A 14,643-nucleotide genomic window follows, 5' to 3' on the forward strand; every position below is an offset into this window, starting at 1 on the left:
AAGGGGGTTCAGCACGGGCTGGCGAAACCGGCCTCGCGCAGCCGGCGCCGGCGCAGCGCGGCCTCGCGCCACATGGTATAGCAGCCCGAGGCGACGATCAGCCCGGCGCCCAGAAGCGTGGGCAGGTCGGGACGTTCGTCGAAGACCAGGAAGGCCAGGATCAGCGCAAAGACCAGCCGGGAATAGCGATAGGGCGCGATGGCCGAAGCCTCGCCGATGCGGGTGGCGGCGACCAGCAGGGCATAGCCGCCGACGCCGACGACCATGCAGCCCGCCAGCTGGCCCAGCTGCACCGCGCCGGGCCGCGCAAGCGGCTGGCCCAGGGCAGCCCACATGGCCAGCCCGCCCAGCATGATCGCCAGAAAGGCCGAGCCGGCGATCTGGTCCGAGGGGATGCTGTCGGGGATGCGGCGCGTCGCCAGGTCGCGCACCACCAGCGCCACCACGGCAAGCAGGGCCATCAGCGAGACCGGCTGGAAGCCCGCAAATCCCGGCCGCACGATCAGCAGCACGCCCGCGAAGCCCACGGCGATCGCGCTGCAGCGGCGCCAGCCCACCGGCTCGCCCAGAAACAGCGCCGCGCCCAGGACGATGAAAAGCGGCAACGCCTGCAGGATCGCCGAGGTCGAGGAAAGCTCGCTCAGCGCCAGCGCCACGGTAAAGCCGATGGCGCCCACCACCTCGCCCAGGTTGCGCAAGAGCAGCAGCGGATGCAGCAGCTGGCGCGTCCAGAAGCGCCGACGCCGACGCAGGAGCGAGGCCCAGAAGGCCAGGAAACCCATGCCGCCCACCATGGCCAGAACCTGCGCATAGGGCAGGCCCATGGTCATCAGCTTGACGAACATGTCCTCGAAGGCGAACAGCGCCATGGACAGGACCATCAGGATCGCGCCACGGAAGTTTTCAGTGACCATCGGTCGCAGCCTCATGTGGGGGAGTTGCGCCCGCGGCGCCTTGGCGCGATCATAGCCGCGTTGCCGGGCAGGCGAAAGGTCCGGGCAGGCGAAAGGATGCACCGATGAAATTCCGCGTCGAGGACATGAGCTGCGGCCATTGCACCGCCGCCATCGAAAAGGCGGTGGCCGAGGCGGGCGGCAGGGCCGCGACCGACCTCGCCGGCCGCAGCGTCACGGTCGAGGGGCTGGATGCCGCCCGCGCGGCCGAGGTGATTCGCGAAGCCGGCTATACGCCGGAACCGGCCTGAGCGCATATCTTGGGGCGCGCGCGCCCGCAGCCGCCATCCTTGGATCCCCTGCGCCGCCCCGCCGCAATTGAGGCGAGGGGCGGCTTCTGCTAAGCTGCGCCGGACAAGAACGCGGCCGAAAGAGGGTGCCCAGCCCCGCTGCCGTGGCAGGAGCCGAGGAGACAGAGATGTTCAACCGATTGATGATCGCCGCCGCCGCGGTGGTGCTGACCACGCCGCTCGCCGTGGCGGGCCCGATCGATTCCGCCTGCGTCCGTTCGGAACGCGGCGCGCGCAACGGCCAGGCCTGCCGCTGCATCCAGCAGGTCGCCGACCAGACGCTGTCGCGCTCGGACCAGCGGCGCGCGGCGCGCTTCTTCCGCGACGCCGATGCGGCGCAAGAAGTGCGCATGTCGAAAAGCGACACCGACAACGCCTTCTGGGCGCGCTACAAAAGTTTCGCCGCCGCGGCCGAGGCCTATTGCACGCGCTGAGGCGGGGATGCGCATCACCGTGCTGACGGGGGCCGGCATCTCGGCCGAAAGCGGGATCAGGACGTTCCGCGCCACCGACGGGCTGTGGGAAGAGCATCGCATCGAGGATGTCGCGACGCCCGAGGGCTTCCGCCGCGACCCGGCGCTGGTGCATCGCTTCTACAACCAGCGCCGCGCCGATGCCGCCCGCGCCCGGCCCAATGCGGCGCATCGGGCGCTGGCGCGGCTGGCGCAGCGCCACGAGCTGACCCTGGTCACGCAGAACGTGGACGACCTGCACGAACGCGGCGGCTCGCCCGAGGTGATCCACATGCACGGCAGCCTGCTCGGCGCGCTCTGCGCCGGCTGCGGGCACCGCTGGCCGGCGGCGCTGGTGATGCGCCCGCCCGATCCCTGCCCGGCCTGCGGCCAGGCCCTGGCCCGGCCCGACATCGTCTGGTTCGGCGAGATCCCCTATCACATGGAGCGGATCTGGCAGGCTGTCGAAAGCGCCGAACTCTTCGCCGCCATCGGCACCTCGGGCCTGGTCTATCCGGCCGCGGGCCTTGCCCAGCACGCCCGCCGCAACGGCGCCGAGACGATCGAGCTGAACCTGGCAAGCTCGGCCGTCAGCCGCGACTTCTCCGACCGCCGCACCGGCCCCGCCACCCTGATGGTGCCGCAATGGGTCGATGCGCTCTGCGGCTGACCCCTCCCGCGTTTTTCTCCGTTGCGAAAATACCCCGGGGGAACGCCGGGCCGGCCCCATCGAGGGGCCGGCCCGGCGTGGGGGCAGAGCCCCCAGGCGCCCCCTGCAACCCGCACCGCGCTTGACCAGGGCGGCGCAATCGGCCACCCCTGGCCTGCGCCCCGCAACCCCAAGGCCCGCCATGACCCGCACCATCCTTGCCAATGCCCGCCTGATCCTGCCCGAGACCGTAACCCCCGGCGCGCTGGTGCTGGAAGACGGCGCCATCGTCGCGATCCAGCCGGGCAACGTCGTGCCGGCCGGCGCGCTGGACATGCAGGGCGACTTCATCGCCCCCGGCATGGTCGAGCTGCATACCGACAACCTGGAGCGCCACATCCGCCCCCGCCCCGGCGTGGACTGGCCCCATGCCGGCGCCATCCTCGCCCATGACGCCGAACTGGCGGGCTGCGGCATCACCACGGTCTTCGACGCCATGCGCGTCGGCTCGATCCCGAACGAGGGGCCGGACCAGGATTACGACAAATATGCCCGCGAGCTGGCGCATGAACTCGCCGCGCTGCGGGCGCGGGGCGCCTTGCGCATCAGCCATTTCCTGCACCTGCGCGCCGAGATCTGCTCGCAGACCCTGCTGGCCGAGCTGGACGAATTCGGCCCCGAGGACCGGGTCGGCATCATCAGCCTGATGGACCACACCCCCGGCCAGCGCCAGTTCCGCGACATCTCGAAGCTCGCGCAATACGTGCAGGGCAAGTACAAGCTCTCGGACGCGGCCTTCGCCGAGCATGTCGCCCGGCTGCAAGACCTGCGCGCCCGCTTCGGCGACCGCCACGAGGCGGCAGCGGTCGAGATCGCGCATCGGCTGGGCGCGGTGCTGGCCAGCCATGACGACACCACGGCCGCCCATGTCGCGCTTTCGGCCGGCCATGGCGTGCGGCTGGCCGAGTTCCCGACCACGCCCGAGGCGGCGGCCGCCTGCCACGACCACGGCATCATGGTGATGATGGGCGCGCCCAACCTGATCCGCGGCGGCAGCCATTCCGGCAATGTCTCGGCGGCGGAACTGGCGCGGGCCGGGCACCTGGACATCCTGTCCTCGGATTACGTGCCCTCGGGGCTCCTGGCCGGGGCGCTGATCCTGGCGCGGATCTGGGACGACCTGCCGCGCGCCATGGCGACGGTGACGGCCAATCCGGCGCAGGCGGCCGGGCTGAACGATCGCGGCCGCCTGGCGCCGGGGCTGCGCGCCGACCTGATCCGCTTTGCCATGCTGGACGAGGTGACGCCGGTCATGCGCGAGACCTGGGTGCGCGGGCGCCGGGTCTGATGCCGCGAACCTGCGAAAATTCGCAATTTCCTTGACCTGGATCAAGCCGTTCCGGCCGGCACCGGGCTAGCCATGCCCGGCCCAGAAGGAGTGCGAACCATGAGCTACAAGGCAAAGATCGACGAGATGCGCGGCGAATTGCGGGTGATGAACAAGGCCATCCCCGACACCACAAAGGGCTTCGGCGCGCTGACCAGGACGGTGCATGACGGCGGCGTGCTGGACGCCAAGACCAAGGAGTTCATCGCCGTCGGCATGGCCATCGTCCAGCGCTGCGAGCCCTGCATCCTGTTCCATGTCGAGGCGCTGATGAAGGCCGGTGCCACCCGCGAGGAACTGGGCGACGTGCTGTCCATGGCGATCCAGATGAGCGGCGGGCCTGGCCTGATGTATGCCGGCCGGGCGCTGGCCTGCTGGGACGAGCTGGCGGCGGGCTGATCCCGCCGCCGCAAGGCGCGCTCAGGTGATGACGTCGGGCGCGGCGCGGCCGGTGCGGGCGCGGATGCCGGCGATCTCCTCGGCGGCGGCGATGACCGCGGCCAGCGCCTGTTGCGGGTCGTCCTGCATCCGGGCCGGGGCGGTCTCGACCCGCTCCAGGTAGACGCGCAGCGTCGCCCCCTCGGTCCCGGTGCCCGACAGGCGCAGCACGATGCGGCCGCCGCCCTCGGTCATGATGCGCAGGCCCTGCCCCTCGCTGCGCGAGCCGTCCACCGGGTCGTCATAGGCGAACTCGTCCGCCGCCTCGATCCGCAGCCCGGCGGCACTCTGGCCCGGCAATTCGGCCAGCCGGTCGCGCAGGGCCGCCATCAGCTCGGCCGCGGCCGCCGCATCCACCGCCTCGTAATCGTGGCGCGAGTAATAGTTGCGGCCGTATCGGGCCCAATGGTCGGCCATGATCTCGGCCACGGACTGCCGGCGCTCGGCCAGCAGGTTCAGCCAGAACAGCACCGCCCAGAGCCCGTCCTTTTCCCGCACATGGTCCGAGCCGGTGCCGGCGCTTTCCTCGCCGCAGAGCGTGGCACGGCCGGCATCGAGCAGGTTGCCGAAGAACTTCCAGCCGGTGGGCGTCTCGTAGCAGGCGATCCCAAGGCTCTCGGCCACCCGGTCCAGCGCGCGCGAGGTCGGCATCGACCGCGCCACCCCCTTCAGCCCGCCGGCATAGGCCGGGACCAGCGTGGCATTGGCCGCCAGCACCGCGAGGCTGTCCGAGGGCGTGACGTAGCAGCCCCGCCCGACGATCATGTTGCGGTCGCCGTCGCCATCCGAGGCGGCGCCGAAATCCGGCGCGCCCTCGCCGAACATCGCCTGCATCAGATCCTTGGCCCAGATCGGGTTCGGGTCCGGGTGGCCGCCGCCGAAATCGGGTTTCGGCTCGGCATTCACCACCGAGCCCGCGGGCGCCCCCAGCGCCCCTTCCAGGATCGCCCTGGCATAGGGGCCGGTCACGGCATGCATGGCATCGAAGCGGATGCGAAAGCCGTCCGCGAACAGCGCGCGGATCTTGGCGAAATCGAAGATCTGCGCCATCAGCGCCTGGTAGTCGGCGACGGGATCGACGACCTCGACCTCCATGCCGCCCAGGGTGGTGGTGCCCGGCCTGGACAGGTCCACGTCCTGCGCGTCGAGGATGCGGTATTCCGTCAGCGCCTTGGTCGCCTCGAAGATCGCCTCGGTCACGGGCTCGGGCGCGGGGCCGCCATTGGCGGTGTTGTACTTGACGCCGAAATCCTCGGTCGGGCCGCCGGGGTTGTGGCTGGCGGACATGATGATGCCGCCGTCCGCGCCGCGCAGCCGGATCAGGTGCGAGGCGGCGGGGGTGGACAGCAGCGCGTTCTGCCCGACGATCACCTTCTTCGCTCCGCTGGCCGCCGCCATGCGCAGGATGACCTGCGCGGCGCGGTCGCCGAAATAGCGCCCGTCGCCGCCCAGCACATAGGTCTTGCCCGCGGCGCCGCCGGTGCCGTTCCAGATCGCCTGGACGAAGTTTTCCAGGTAATGCGGCTCGATGAAGACCGGGGTCTTCTTGCGCAGGCCCGAGGTGCCGGGCTTCTGGCCCGCGATGGGCTGGGTCGGGACGGTGTGAACGGTCATGGACCTCTCCTTAGCGTTCGTGGTCGCGCATGATGCTGGCAGTCCGCGCGACCGAGGGCAATGCCGGGAAATCCCCGGCCGCCACCGGCAGGCGCAGCTGCCAGTTCGGATATTCGCCGACCGTGCCGGGCAGGTTCGGCTGGTCGGCCATATCGAGCAGCAATTCCGCCTGCACCGCCACCAGAAGCGACGGCGTGCGGGCCAGAAAATCGTGCAGCGCATCGACGCCGGGATGGGGCAGCAACCGGTTGAAGGCGGCGATTTCCTCGGCGCGTTCCTGCTGCTGGGCGGCGGTTTCCTGCCCGGCAATGCGGGCGCGGGCGGTGATGTCGGCGCCCTGCCGCCAGCCGCGCCAGGTCGGCAGGTCGTGGGTCGAGAAGCTGGCGATGGCGCCGCGGTCATAGGATTCGGCCGCGCGAAAGGCGGGCGGATGCCAGCCGTCGCGCTCGAACATCGCCACGCGGCAGCCAAGGATGCCCGAGGCCGCCAGCGCCTCGCGCAGCCCCTCGGGGATATTGCCCAGATCCTCGCCGACGATGACCGCCTTGCCGGCGCGCGTCGCCTCGATCCGGGCCACGGCCAGCATGGCGTCGCGCGGCATGGCGACATAGGCGCCGGGGGCCGCGTCCGGCACCCAATAGGCGCGCTCGAAGCCCAGGATGTGGTCGATGCGCAGCACGCCCGCGAATTGCAGCTGGCGGCGCAGGGTTTCCGCCAGCGGCGCATAGGCCCGCGCGCGCAGGCCCAAGGGGCTGAAGGGTGCGAGCGACCAGTTCTGCCCCTCGGGCGCAAAGGCGTCGGCCGGGGCGCCCAGCGAGGCGCCGAAGGCGAAGCTCGCGCGATCCTCCCATGTCTCGGCGCCGAAGGGATGGGTGCCGACGGCGAGGTCCAGGTAAAGCCCATGCGCCATGCCGCCGTCGCGCGCCGCCTGCCCGGCCGCCGCCAAGGCCCGCTCGGCCCACCATTGCAGCCAGGCGTGAAAGCGCATCTCTGCGGCCAGTTCCGCCCGCGCGGCGATGGCAGCGGGCGTGTCGGGCGAGGCGAGCGTCGCCGGCCAATCGCCCCAGAAGGCACCCAGCCGCGCCGACAGCGCCTGATGCAGGGCAAAGCGTTGCAGGCCCTCGCCCTCGGCCGCCTGCCAGGCGTCGAAACCGGGATCGCCGGGGAAGGCGTCGTATTCCGCCCGCAGCGCCGCCATGCGGGCCGGAATGTCGCGGGCGTAATCGACGCGCGGGCCGGGCGAGCCCGCGCCGCCGGGCAGGTGGATCACGTTCAGCCGCCGGCGGTGCGAGGGGGTATAGGGGCTGAAAAGCTGCGGCACGGTCGGGAAGCCGGCATGGACCGGGTTGATGCCCAGAAACGCCGCCCCCTTCCCGCCCATCCCCTGCGCCAGGGCCGCAAGGTCGGCATAGCTGCCGATCCCCGTTTCCGAGATGCCGTAAAGCGGCGCGACCAGCCCCCAGCAGCGCGCCGGCTCGGGCAGGCGCGGCGGCGCGGCGAGCAGCGTCAACTCGCGCCCCTCGGCCCGCAGGCGATGGATGCCCAGCGGCAGCTCGGGCAAGGGGCCGTTGCCCTCGGCCTCGGCGCCATTCTCGAAGGTCAGCTGCCATTCGCCGAAGGACAGGTCGGGGCGGGCGCCGGCGGCGCAGATCACGTCCTGCGGCAGGCGGTCGGCATGGTCGTCCAGCGCCGCCTGCGCCTCGGCCGCGGTCGGCACGGCCAGGCCCATGGCGGCAAGCAGCGCCACCGCCGTCTCGACCGAGGTCGCGCGCCAGTGCCCGGCAAGGTCGTGAAAACCCGGCAGCACCCCCATCCGCTCCGCCAGGGCCAGGCGCGGGTCAGTCATCCTCGCGCTCCAGATCGAAGGCCAGGACGGATTGGCCATCCACCGCCAGCCGCTCGGCCTCGACCACATGCGGGGCCAGGTCGGGGCGGCTGGTGTCCAGGTGCAGCCGCCAGCGCCAGCCCGCGGGGCGTTCGGGCAGCACCACCTCCAGCGGGTCGCCGTTGTTGAAGACCAGGAACAGCGCCTCTTCGCGCTGCGCATATTCGGGGGTGCCGGCGGCCATGCGCAGCTCGGCGCAAAGCACGCGCAGCTCGGGGTTGCCCCAGTCGGCCGGCGTCATCTCGGCCCCGTCCGGGCGCAGCCAGAACAGGTCGGGCAGCCCGTCGGTCAGGCGCGGGCGCGAATGCAGGAAGCGTTTCTGCCGCAGGATCGGATGGGCGCGGCGAAAGGCGATGAGCTTGCGGGTGAAGTCCAGGAAGGCCGGGTCGGCGCCGTCCCATTGCACCCAGCCGATCTCGTTGTCCTGGCAATAGGCGTTGTTGTTGCCGGCCTGCGAATTGCCCAGCTCGTCCCCGGCCAGCAGCATGGGCGTGCCCTGCGACAAAAGCAGCGTCGCCAGCAGGTTGCGGCGTCGCCGCGCGCGGGCATCGAGGATCGCGGGATCGTCGCTCGGCCCCTCGGCGCCCATGTTGTCCGAGAAATTCTCGGAATGGCCGTCGCGGTTCTCCTCGCCATTGGCGGCGTTGTGCTTTTCGCAATAGCTGACCACGTCCATCAGCGTGAAGCCGTCATGCGCGGTCAGGAAGTTCACCGAGGCCGTGGCGGGCCGGCCGGAATGGTCGAACTGCCGGGCGGAACCCGCCATGCGGTCGGCAAGCTCGGGCACCTGCCGGGCGTCGCCGCGCCAGAAGCGGCGGATGCCGTCGCGATACTTGTCGTTCCATTCCAGGAAGGGCGGCGGGAAGCCGCCCAGCTGATAGCCGCCGGGGCCGATGTCCCAGGGTTCGGCGATCAGCTTGACCCGCGTCAGCACAGGATCCTGCCGGATCGCGTCGAAGAACGAGGCGCTGCGGTCGAAGCCGCCGCGCGCCCGCCGCCCCAGCGTCGCGCAGAGGTCGAAGCGGAATCCGTCCACATGCATGACCTCGACCCAATAGCGCAGGCTGTCCATGACCATGCGCAGCACCATCGGATGGTTCACGTTCAGCGTGTTGCCGGTGCCGGTGTCGTTGATGTAATAGCGCGGATCCTCCTGCAGCCGGTAATAGCTGCGGTTGTCGAGGCCGCGGAAGCTCAGCGTCGGGCCAAGCTCGTTGCCCTCGCCGGTGTGGTTGTAGACCACGTCCATGATGACCTCGATGCCGGCGGCATGCATGCGGGCGACCATGTGCTGGAACTCGGCGATCTGATCCTTGGCCAGGTAGCGCGGATCGGGGGCGAAGAAGCCGAGCGTCTGGTAGCCCCAATAGTTCACCAGCCCCTTTTCCAGCAGGAAGCGGTCGTTGAGGAAGGCCTGCGCCGGCAGCAGCTCCAGCGCGGTGATGCCCAAGGATTGCAGATGCTCCAGCACCGGGTCCGAGGCGAGGCCCAGGAAGCTGCCGCGATACGGGACATCGGGGTGCGCTTCGGTGAGGCCCTTGACATGGGCCTCGTAGATCACCGTCTCGGCGATGTCGCGGCGCGGCGGCTGGTCGGCACCCCAGGCGAAGGAAGGATCCTCGACCACGCAGCGCGGCATGAAGCGGGCGCTGTCGCGGCGGTCGAAGCTCAGGTCGGATTCGGGCGCGCCGACGGTATAGCCCATCAGCGCGTCGTGCCAGACCGGGTGCCGGGTCAGCCGCTTGGCATAGGGATCGAGAAGCAGCTTGTGATAGTTGAAGCGGTGCCCCTCGGCCGGCGCATAGGGGCCGTCGGCGCGCAGCCCGTAAAGCTGGCCGGGGCGCAGGCCGGGGACATAGCCGTGCCAGACGTCTCCGTCGCGTTCGGGCAGGTCCAGCCGGTGCGTCTCGGTCCGGCCGTCGGGGGAAAACAGGCACAGCGTCACCCGCCGCGCATGTTCGGAAAACACGGCGAAGTTCACCCCCTCGCCGTCGAAGGTCGCGCCCAGCGGTTCCGCCCGGCCCTCGAGGATGCGCAGCAGGGTCATCAGGCGGCCATCGCCCCGAACAGCTGGGCATAGGCGCGGGCCGAGGCGTCCCAGCCCACCGGATGCGCCATGGCGTTTTCCATCATGCGGCTCCAGACCGCCGGCTGGCGCCAGAGCGCGCAAAGCCGGGACAGCGCGCGGGACAGCGCCTGGGCATCGACCGGGTGGAACTGCACCCCGGTCGCCACCCCCGCGGCCAGCCCGGCGGCCGAGGCGTTGATGACGGTATCGGCCAGCCCGCCGGTCAGCGCCACCAGCGGCAGGGTGCCGAAGCGCAGCCCGTAAAGCTGCGTCAGCCCGCAGGGTTCGAAGCGCGAGGGCACCAGGATGGCGTCGCCGCCGGCGATCATGCGGCGCGACAGCGGCTCGTCATAGCCCAGCCGCAAGGCCACGCCGGGATGGCGGGCGGCGGCCTGGGAAAAGGCGGCCTCGAGCCCAGGGTCGCCCGAGCCCAGCACCGCCAGCTGGCCGCCGTTGTCGAGCAGCGTGGGCAGCGCCTCGATCAGCAGGTCCAGCCCCTTCTGCCCGGTCAGGCGCGAGACGACGACGCAAAGCGGCCCATCCGCATCCGGCAGGCCGAACTCGTCGCGCAGCGCGGCGCGGTGGGGCGCCTTGCCCTCGGGCGTGGCATAGGGCGGCTTCCAGGCGTCCAGGTCGATGCCGTTCAGGATGCCGGTGAAGTCGGCGGCGCGGTCGGCCAGCACCCCCTCCATCCCCATGCCGTATTCGGGGGTCATCAGCTCCTCGGCATAGGTGGGGCTGACGGTCGAGACCTTGTCGGCAAAGACGATCCCCGCCTTCAGCGCCGAGATCCGGCCCCAATATTCGAAGCCGCGCGGGTTGAAGAGATGCGCCGGCAGTTGCAGCGCCGACAGCATATGCGCCGGCGCAAGGCCCTGGAAGGCGATGTTGTGGATGGTCAGCAGCGTCCGCACGTCCCGCACGCCCGCCTGGCGCAGATAGACCGGGGTCAGCCCCGCCTGCCAGTCGTGCAGGTGCAGCACCTGCGGCCGCCAGCCCTCGACCCCATCGGCGGCGATCAGGGCGGCGGCCTTGCACAGCGCGGCGAAACGCTGCGGATTGTCGGGCCAGTCGCGGCCGTCCGGGCCCAGGTAGATGCCGCCCTGCCGGTCGAAAAGATGCGGCGCGTCCAGGATGTAAAGCACCGCCTTTCCCAGCGCGCCGCGCCGGATGCGGGCCGGGCCGCCGAACAGCTCCGGGATCTCGCGCACCACCGGGGCCTTGGCCGCGGCCCCCAGCACCGCCGGATAGCCGGGCAGCAGCACCCGCATCCCGACCCCCTGCCCGGCCAGCGCCGCCGGCAGCGCGCCCGCCACGTCGGCAAGGCCGCCGGTCTTGACCAGCGGCACGCATTCCGAGGCGACGGACAGAACCCTTGTCATAAAGACGCTTCCCTTCGATCCAGCATGTCCTGCGTGATCAGCGTGACACCCCCTTCCGAGACGCGGAACCATTTCGCGTCCTCTTCCGGGTCTTCGCCGACGACCAGCCCTTCGGGGATTCGAACGGCGCGGTCAATGACCACATTGGTCAAACGCGCGTGTCGGGCGACATTGGCGTAAGGCAGCACCACCGCGCGCTCCAGGCTGGAATAGGAATTGGTGTGGACCTGGGTGAACAGCAGCGACTCGCGGATCTCGCTGCCCGAGATGATGCAGCCGCCCGAGATCAGCGAACTGACGGCGCTGCCGCGGCGGTCGGGCTCGTCATGGATGAACTTGGCCGGCGGCACCAGTTCGGAATAGGTCCAGATCGGCCAGTCGCGGTCCCACAGGTTCAGGTCCGGGTTGAAGTCGGTCAGGTCGATATTCGCCCGCCAGAAGGCATCGACCGTGCCCACGTCGCGCCAATAGACCGGCTCGCCGTCCGAGCGCACGCAGCTGTCGGCAAAGCGATGCGCCTGCGCCTTGCCGTCCCTGACGATCTGGGGGATCAGGTCGTTGCCGAAATCATGGCTGGAATTGTCGTCCTGCATGTCGCGGATCAGCAGGTCGCGCAGGAAGTCCCAGCGAAAGACATAGATGCCCATCGAGGCCAGCGTCACCTCGGGGTCGTCCGGCGTTCCCGGCGGATCGGCGGGCTTTTCCAGGAAGCTGGTGATGACGTCGTTGCCGTCCACCGCCATGACGCCAAAGGCCGATGCCTCGGCCCGCGGCACGGTCAGGCAGCCGATGGTCACGTCCGCGCCCGCCTCGACATGATGGCGGATCATCAGCTCGTAATCCATCTTGTAGATATGGTCGCCGGCCAGGATCAGCACGTAGTCGACGCCGTAGCTGTCGATGATGTCGATGTTCTGCGCCACCGCATCGGCGGTGCCGCGATACCACATCGATTCGTCGTAACGCTGCGAGGCGGGCAGGATGTCCAGGAACTCGTTGCGCTCGGCGCGAAAGAAGTTCCAGCCGCGCTGGACGTGGCGGATCAGGCTGTGGGCCTTGTATTGCGTGGCCAGCGCCATCTTGCGGATGCCCGAGTTCAGCGCATTCGACAGCGCGAAGTCGATGATCCGCGACTTGCCGCCGAAATAGACCGCCGGCTTCACGCGCTTGTCGGTCAGCTCGCGCAGGCGCGAGCCGCGGCCGCCGGCCAGAATGAAGGCCATGGATCTTCTGGAAAGCCTTTCCTCACGCGGTGCCATCTCTCTGCCCTCCCCCTTTTTGCCCGGCGCGCGGGTGTGGTTGCTATGATGTCGTCCTGTCGTCCTTGATGAAGATCAGCGTCGAAAGCGGCGGCAGCACCAGGTCCGCATGGGCGGGCTGGCCGTGGCTTTCGCCCGGCAGGGCGGTGACGCGGCCCAGGTTGCCGCGCCCGGCGCCGCCATAGACCTCGGCATCGCTGTTCAGCACCTCGCGCCACAGGCCCGGCTGCGGAAAGCCCATGCGCCAGCCGCTGCGCTCGACCGGGGTGAAGTTGCAGACCACCACCACCTCGGCATCGCCCGGACCCCCGCGCCGCACCCAGGCATAGATGGAATGGGCGGCATCATCGGCCTCGATCCACTGGAAGCCCGCGCCGTCGCAATCATGCGCGTAAAGCGCGGGCGTCGCGCGATAGATCGCGTTCAGGTCGCGCACCAGCAATTGCATGCCGTAATGCAGCGGGTTGCCGATGCAGGCCCAGTCGATCTCGGCATCGTGGTTCCATTCCGACCCTTGGGCGAATTCCTGGCCCATGAACAGCAGCTTCTTGCCCGGATGGCCCCACATGAAGCCGTAATAGGCGCGAAGGTTGGCGAATTTCTCCCATTCGCTGCCGGGCATCTTGGCCAGCATCGAGCCCTTGCCGTGGACCACCTCGTCATGGCTGATCGGCAGGATGAAATTCTCGCTGAAGGCGTAATGCAGGCCGAAGGTCATCTGGTGGTGATGGTGCTTGCGATGGATCGGCTCGCGCTTGATGTAATCCAGCGTGTCGTTCATCCAGCCCATGTTCCACTTGAAGCCGAAGCCCAGCCCGCCTTCATGCACCGGGCGCGAGACCCTGGGATAGCTGGTCGATTCCTCGGCCACGGTCATGATCCCCGGCTCTTCGCCATAGGTCAGGCGGTTCATCGCCTGCAGCATGGCGATGGCTTCGTAATTCTCGCGCCCGCCGTCCTTGTTGGGGATCCATTGGCCCTCGGCGCGGGAATAGTCGCGGTAGAGCATCGAGGCCACCGCATCCACCCGCAGCCCGTCCAGGTGATATTCCCTGAGCCAATACAAGGCATTGGCGGTCAGGTAATTCATCACCTCGGCCCGGCCGTAATTGTAGATCAGCGTGTTCCAGTCCTGGTGGAAGCCCTCGCGCGGGTCGGCATGTTCGTAAAGCGCGGTGCCGTCGAACTGCACCAGCCCGTGCGGATCGGTCGGGAAATGCCCCGGCACCCAGTCGAGGATCACCCCCAGCCCGGCCTTGTGCGCGGCGTTCACCAGGTCGCGGAACTCGTGCGGCGGGCCGAAGCGGATCGTCGGCGCGAACAGCCCGACCGGCTGATAGCCCCAGGAGCCGTCAAAGGGATATTCGCTGATCGGCAGCAGCTCGATATGGGTGAAGCCCATGTCCTTGGCGTAATCGACCAGCTCGACCGCCGCCTCGCGGTATGAGATCGGGCGGCCGCCGTCCTTCCTGCGCCAGCTGCCCAGATGCACCTCGTAGATCGAGATCGGGCGGTCGATGCGCTGCGCCTCGGCCCGCGTGCCCATCCAGCCATGGTCCGACCAGCCATAGCCCGCAATGTCGCGCACGACCGAGGCCGTGGCCGGCGGGTGCTGGGCGCCGAAGCCGACCGGATCGGCCTTTTGCGCCAACCCGCCATAGGCGCCGAGGATCTCGTATTTATAGGCGGTGCCATCGCCCAGGCCGGGCATGAAGATCTCCCAAACGCCGGTCGCGCCGCGGCGGCGCATGACATGGCGCCGCCCGTCCCAGGCGTTGAAATCCCCGATCAGCGAGACGCGGCGGGCATTGGGCGCCCAGACCGCGAAATGCGTGCCGGCCGTGCCCTGGTGTTCGATCACATGCGCCCCGAGCGCCTGCCACAGCCCATGGTGCCGCCCCTCGCCCAGCAGGTATTCGTCAAGCTCGCCCAAGACCGGGCCGAAGCGATAGGCGTCCTCGACCAGCCATTCCTCGCCGTCGCGCCGCCCGCGCAAGAGATAGGGTTCCGCGCCCGGCACCATGCCATGGAACAGGCCGGGATAGCCCTCGACCGGGTCCAGCGGATGCGCCTTGCCGCCCGCCATGGCCGCCATCTCCTGCGCGCCGGGATCGAAGGCGGTGACATGGCGCGTGCCGCCCCGCGGATGCGGGCCAAGGACCGCGAAGGGATCGTCGAAGCGTCCCTCGGCGATGCGGCTCAGCACCGCGGGGTCGGCGATATCATCCGGGTCGATCTGCGCCATGGTTCCCCCTCCGCGACGGCG

General features: G+C 69.8%; 12 protein-coding genes. 5 read left to right on the forward strand and 7 right to left on the reverse strand.

Features of this window, described 5'->3' with window-relative positions; all coding sequences use genetic code 11:
- Positions 1 to 8: 8 nt before the first annotated feature.
- On the reverse strand, positions 9 to 914 hold the full coding sequence (locus IT40_RS08825) for a DMT family transporter (protein ID WP_036753363.1): 906 nt from the start codon (positions 912 to 914) through the stop codon (positions 9 to 11).
- A 104-nt stretch (positions 915 to 1,018) separates the two neighbouring features.
- Between IT40_RS08825 and IT40_RS08830 the strand changes: the two genes are divergently transcribed.
- From IT40_RS08830 to IT40_RS08850, 5 genes are all read left to right on the forward strand, one after another.
- The gene (locus tag IT40_RS08830; RefSeq protein ID WP_036753366.1) at positions 1,019 to 1,204 is read left to right on the forward strand and encodes a heavy-metal-associated domain-containing protein; all 186 of its coding nucleotides are present in this window, start codon (positions 1,019 to 1,021) and stop codon (positions 1,202 to 1,204) included.
- A gap of 167 nt (positions 1,205 to 1,371) precedes the next feature.
- Positions 1,372 to 1,677: a hypothetical protein gene (locus IT40_RS08835; RefSeq protein WP_036753369.1), complete on the forward strand. Its 306-nt coding sequence runs from the start codon at positions 1,372 to 1,374 to the stop codon at positions 1,675 to 1,677.
- Between the two features lie 7 nt (positions 1,678 to 1,684).
- Positions 1,685 to 2,365, forward strand: coding sequence for an NAD-dependent deacylase (locus tag IT40_RS08840; RefSeq protein ID WP_036753372.1), 681 nt, complete (start codon positions 1,685 to 1,687; stop codon positions 2,363 to 2,365).
- A gap of 181 nt (positions 2,366 to 2,546) precedes the next feature.
- Complete coding sequence (locus IT40_RS08845) at positions 2,547 to 3,692, forward strand: alpha-D-ribose 1-methylphosphonate 5-triphosphate diphosphatase (RefSeq protein WP_036753375.1); 1,146 nt, start codon at positions 2,547 to 2,549, stop codon at positions 3,690 to 3,692.
- A gap of 99 nt (positions 3,693 to 3,791) precedes the next feature.
- Complete coding sequence (locus tag IT40_RS08850) at positions 3,792 to 4,130, forward strand: carboxymuconolactone decarboxylase family protein (RefSeq protein WP_036753378.1); 339 nt, start codon at positions 3,792 to 3,794, stop codon at positions 4,128 to 4,130.
- A 21-nt stretch (positions 4,131 to 4,151) separates the two neighbouring features.
- On the opposite strand, the gene IT40_RS08855 is transcribed toward IT40_RS08850, so the two are convergent.
- Genes IT40_RS08855 through glgB form a run of 6 tightly spaced genes read right to left on the reverse strand, consistent with a single transcriptional unit; the run spans position 4,152 to position 14,622 of the window.
- A complete protein-coding gene (locus IT40_RS08855; RefSeq protein ID WP_036753381.1) occupies positions 4,152 to 5,783 on the reverse strand; it encodes an alpha-D-glucose phosphate-specific phosphoglucomutase in 1,632 nt (543 codons plus the stop codon).
- Positions 5,784 to 5,793: 10 nt separating this feature from the next.
- Positions 5,794 to 7,629: a 4-alpha-glucanotransferase gene (locus IT40_RS08860; RefSeq protein WP_036753383.1), complete on the reverse strand. Its 1,836-nt coding sequence runs from the start codon at positions 7,627 to 7,629 to the stop codon at positions 5,794 to 5,796.
- On the reverse strand, positions 7,622 to 9,715 hold the full coding sequence (gene glgX / locus IT40_RS08865) for a glycogen debranching protein GlgX (protein ID WP_036753385.1): 2,094 nt from the start codon (positions 9,713 to 9,715) through the stop codon (positions 7,622 to 7,624). Before glgX ends, IT40_RS08860 begins: the two co-directional genes overlap by 8 nt.
- Positions 9,715 to 11,118 (reverse strand): glycogen synthase GlgA, encoded by a 1,404-nt coding sequence (gene glgA / locus IT40_RS08870; RefSeq protein ID WP_036753389.1) that lies wholly within the window; start codon positions 11,116 to 11,118, stop codon positions 9,715 to 9,717. The genes glgX and glgA overlap by 1 nt, the downstream gene beginning before the upstream one ends.
- Positions 11,115 to 12,377, reverse strand: coding sequence for a glucose-1-phosphate adenylyltransferase (gene glgC, locus IT40_RS08875; RefSeq protein ID WP_072462239.1), 1,263 nt, complete (start codon positions 12,375 to 12,377; stop codon positions 11,115 to 11,117). The genes glgA and glgC overlap by 4 nt, the downstream gene beginning before the upstream one ends.
- Before the next feature lie 43 nt (positions 12,378 to 12,420).
- Entirely contained in the window at positions 12,421 to 14,622 is a 2,202-nt protein-coding gene (gene glgB / locus IT40_RS08880) for a 1,4-alpha-glucan branching protein GlgB (RefSeq protein ID WP_036753396.1), read from the reverse strand.
- Positions 14,623 to 14,643: the final 21 nt, after the last annotated feature.

This window comes from Paracoccus versutus (genome assembly GCF_000763885.1).
Classification (GTDB): Bacteria; Pseudomonadota; Alphaproteobacteria; order Rhodobacterales; family Rhodobacteraceae; genus Paracoccus; species Paracoccus versutus.

Bases quoted from the DNA above. Each gene is read 5' to 3' on its own strand.
- IT40_RS08825 (WP_036753363.1), bottom strand. From the start codon at position 914: ATGGTCACTGAAAACTTCCGTGGCGCGATCCTGATGGTCCTGTCCATG.
- IT40_RS08830 (WP_036753366.1), top strand. From the start codon at position 1,019: ATGAAATTCCGCGTCGAGGACATGAGCTGCGGCCATTGCACCGCCGCC.
- IT40_RS08835 (WP_036753369.1), top strand. From the start codon at position 1,372: ATGTTCAACCGATTGATGATCGCCGCCGCCGCGGTGGTGCTGACCACG.
- IT40_RS08840 (WP_036753372.1), top strand. From the start codon at position 1,685: ATGCGCATCACCGTGCTGACGGGGGCCGGCATCTCGGCCGAAAGCGGG.
- IT40_RS08845 (WP_036753375.1), top strand. From the start codon at position 2,547: ATGACCCGCACCATCCTTGCCAATGCCCGCCTGATCCTGCCCGAGACC.
- IT40_RS08850 (WP_036753378.1), top strand. From the start codon at position 3,792: ATGAGCTACAAGGCAAAGATCGACGAGATGCGCGGCGAATTGCGGGTG.
- IT40_RS08855 (WP_036753381.1), bottom strand. From the start codon at position 5,783: ATGACCGTTCACACCGTCCCGACCCAGCCCATCGCGGGCCAGAAGCCC.
- IT40_RS08860 (WP_036753383.1), bottom strand. From the start codon at position 7,629: ATGACTGACCCGCGCCTGGCCCTGGCGGAGCGGATGGGGGTGCTGCCG.
- glgX (WP_036753385.1), bottom strand. From the start codon at position 9,715: ATGACCCTGCTGCGCATCCTCGAGGGCCGGGCGGAACCGCTGGGCGCG.
- glgA (WP_036753389.1), bottom strand. From the start codon at position 11,118: ATGACAAGGGTTCTGTCCGTCGCCTCGGAATGCGTGCCGCTGGTCAAG.
- glgC (WP_072462239.1), bottom strand. From the start codon at position 12,377: ATGGCACCGCGTGAGGAAAGGCTTTCCAGAAGATCCATGGCCTTCATT.
- glgB (WP_036753396.1), bottom strand. From the start codon at position 14,622: ATGGCGCAGATCGACCCGGATGATATCGCCGACCCCGCGGTGCTGAGC.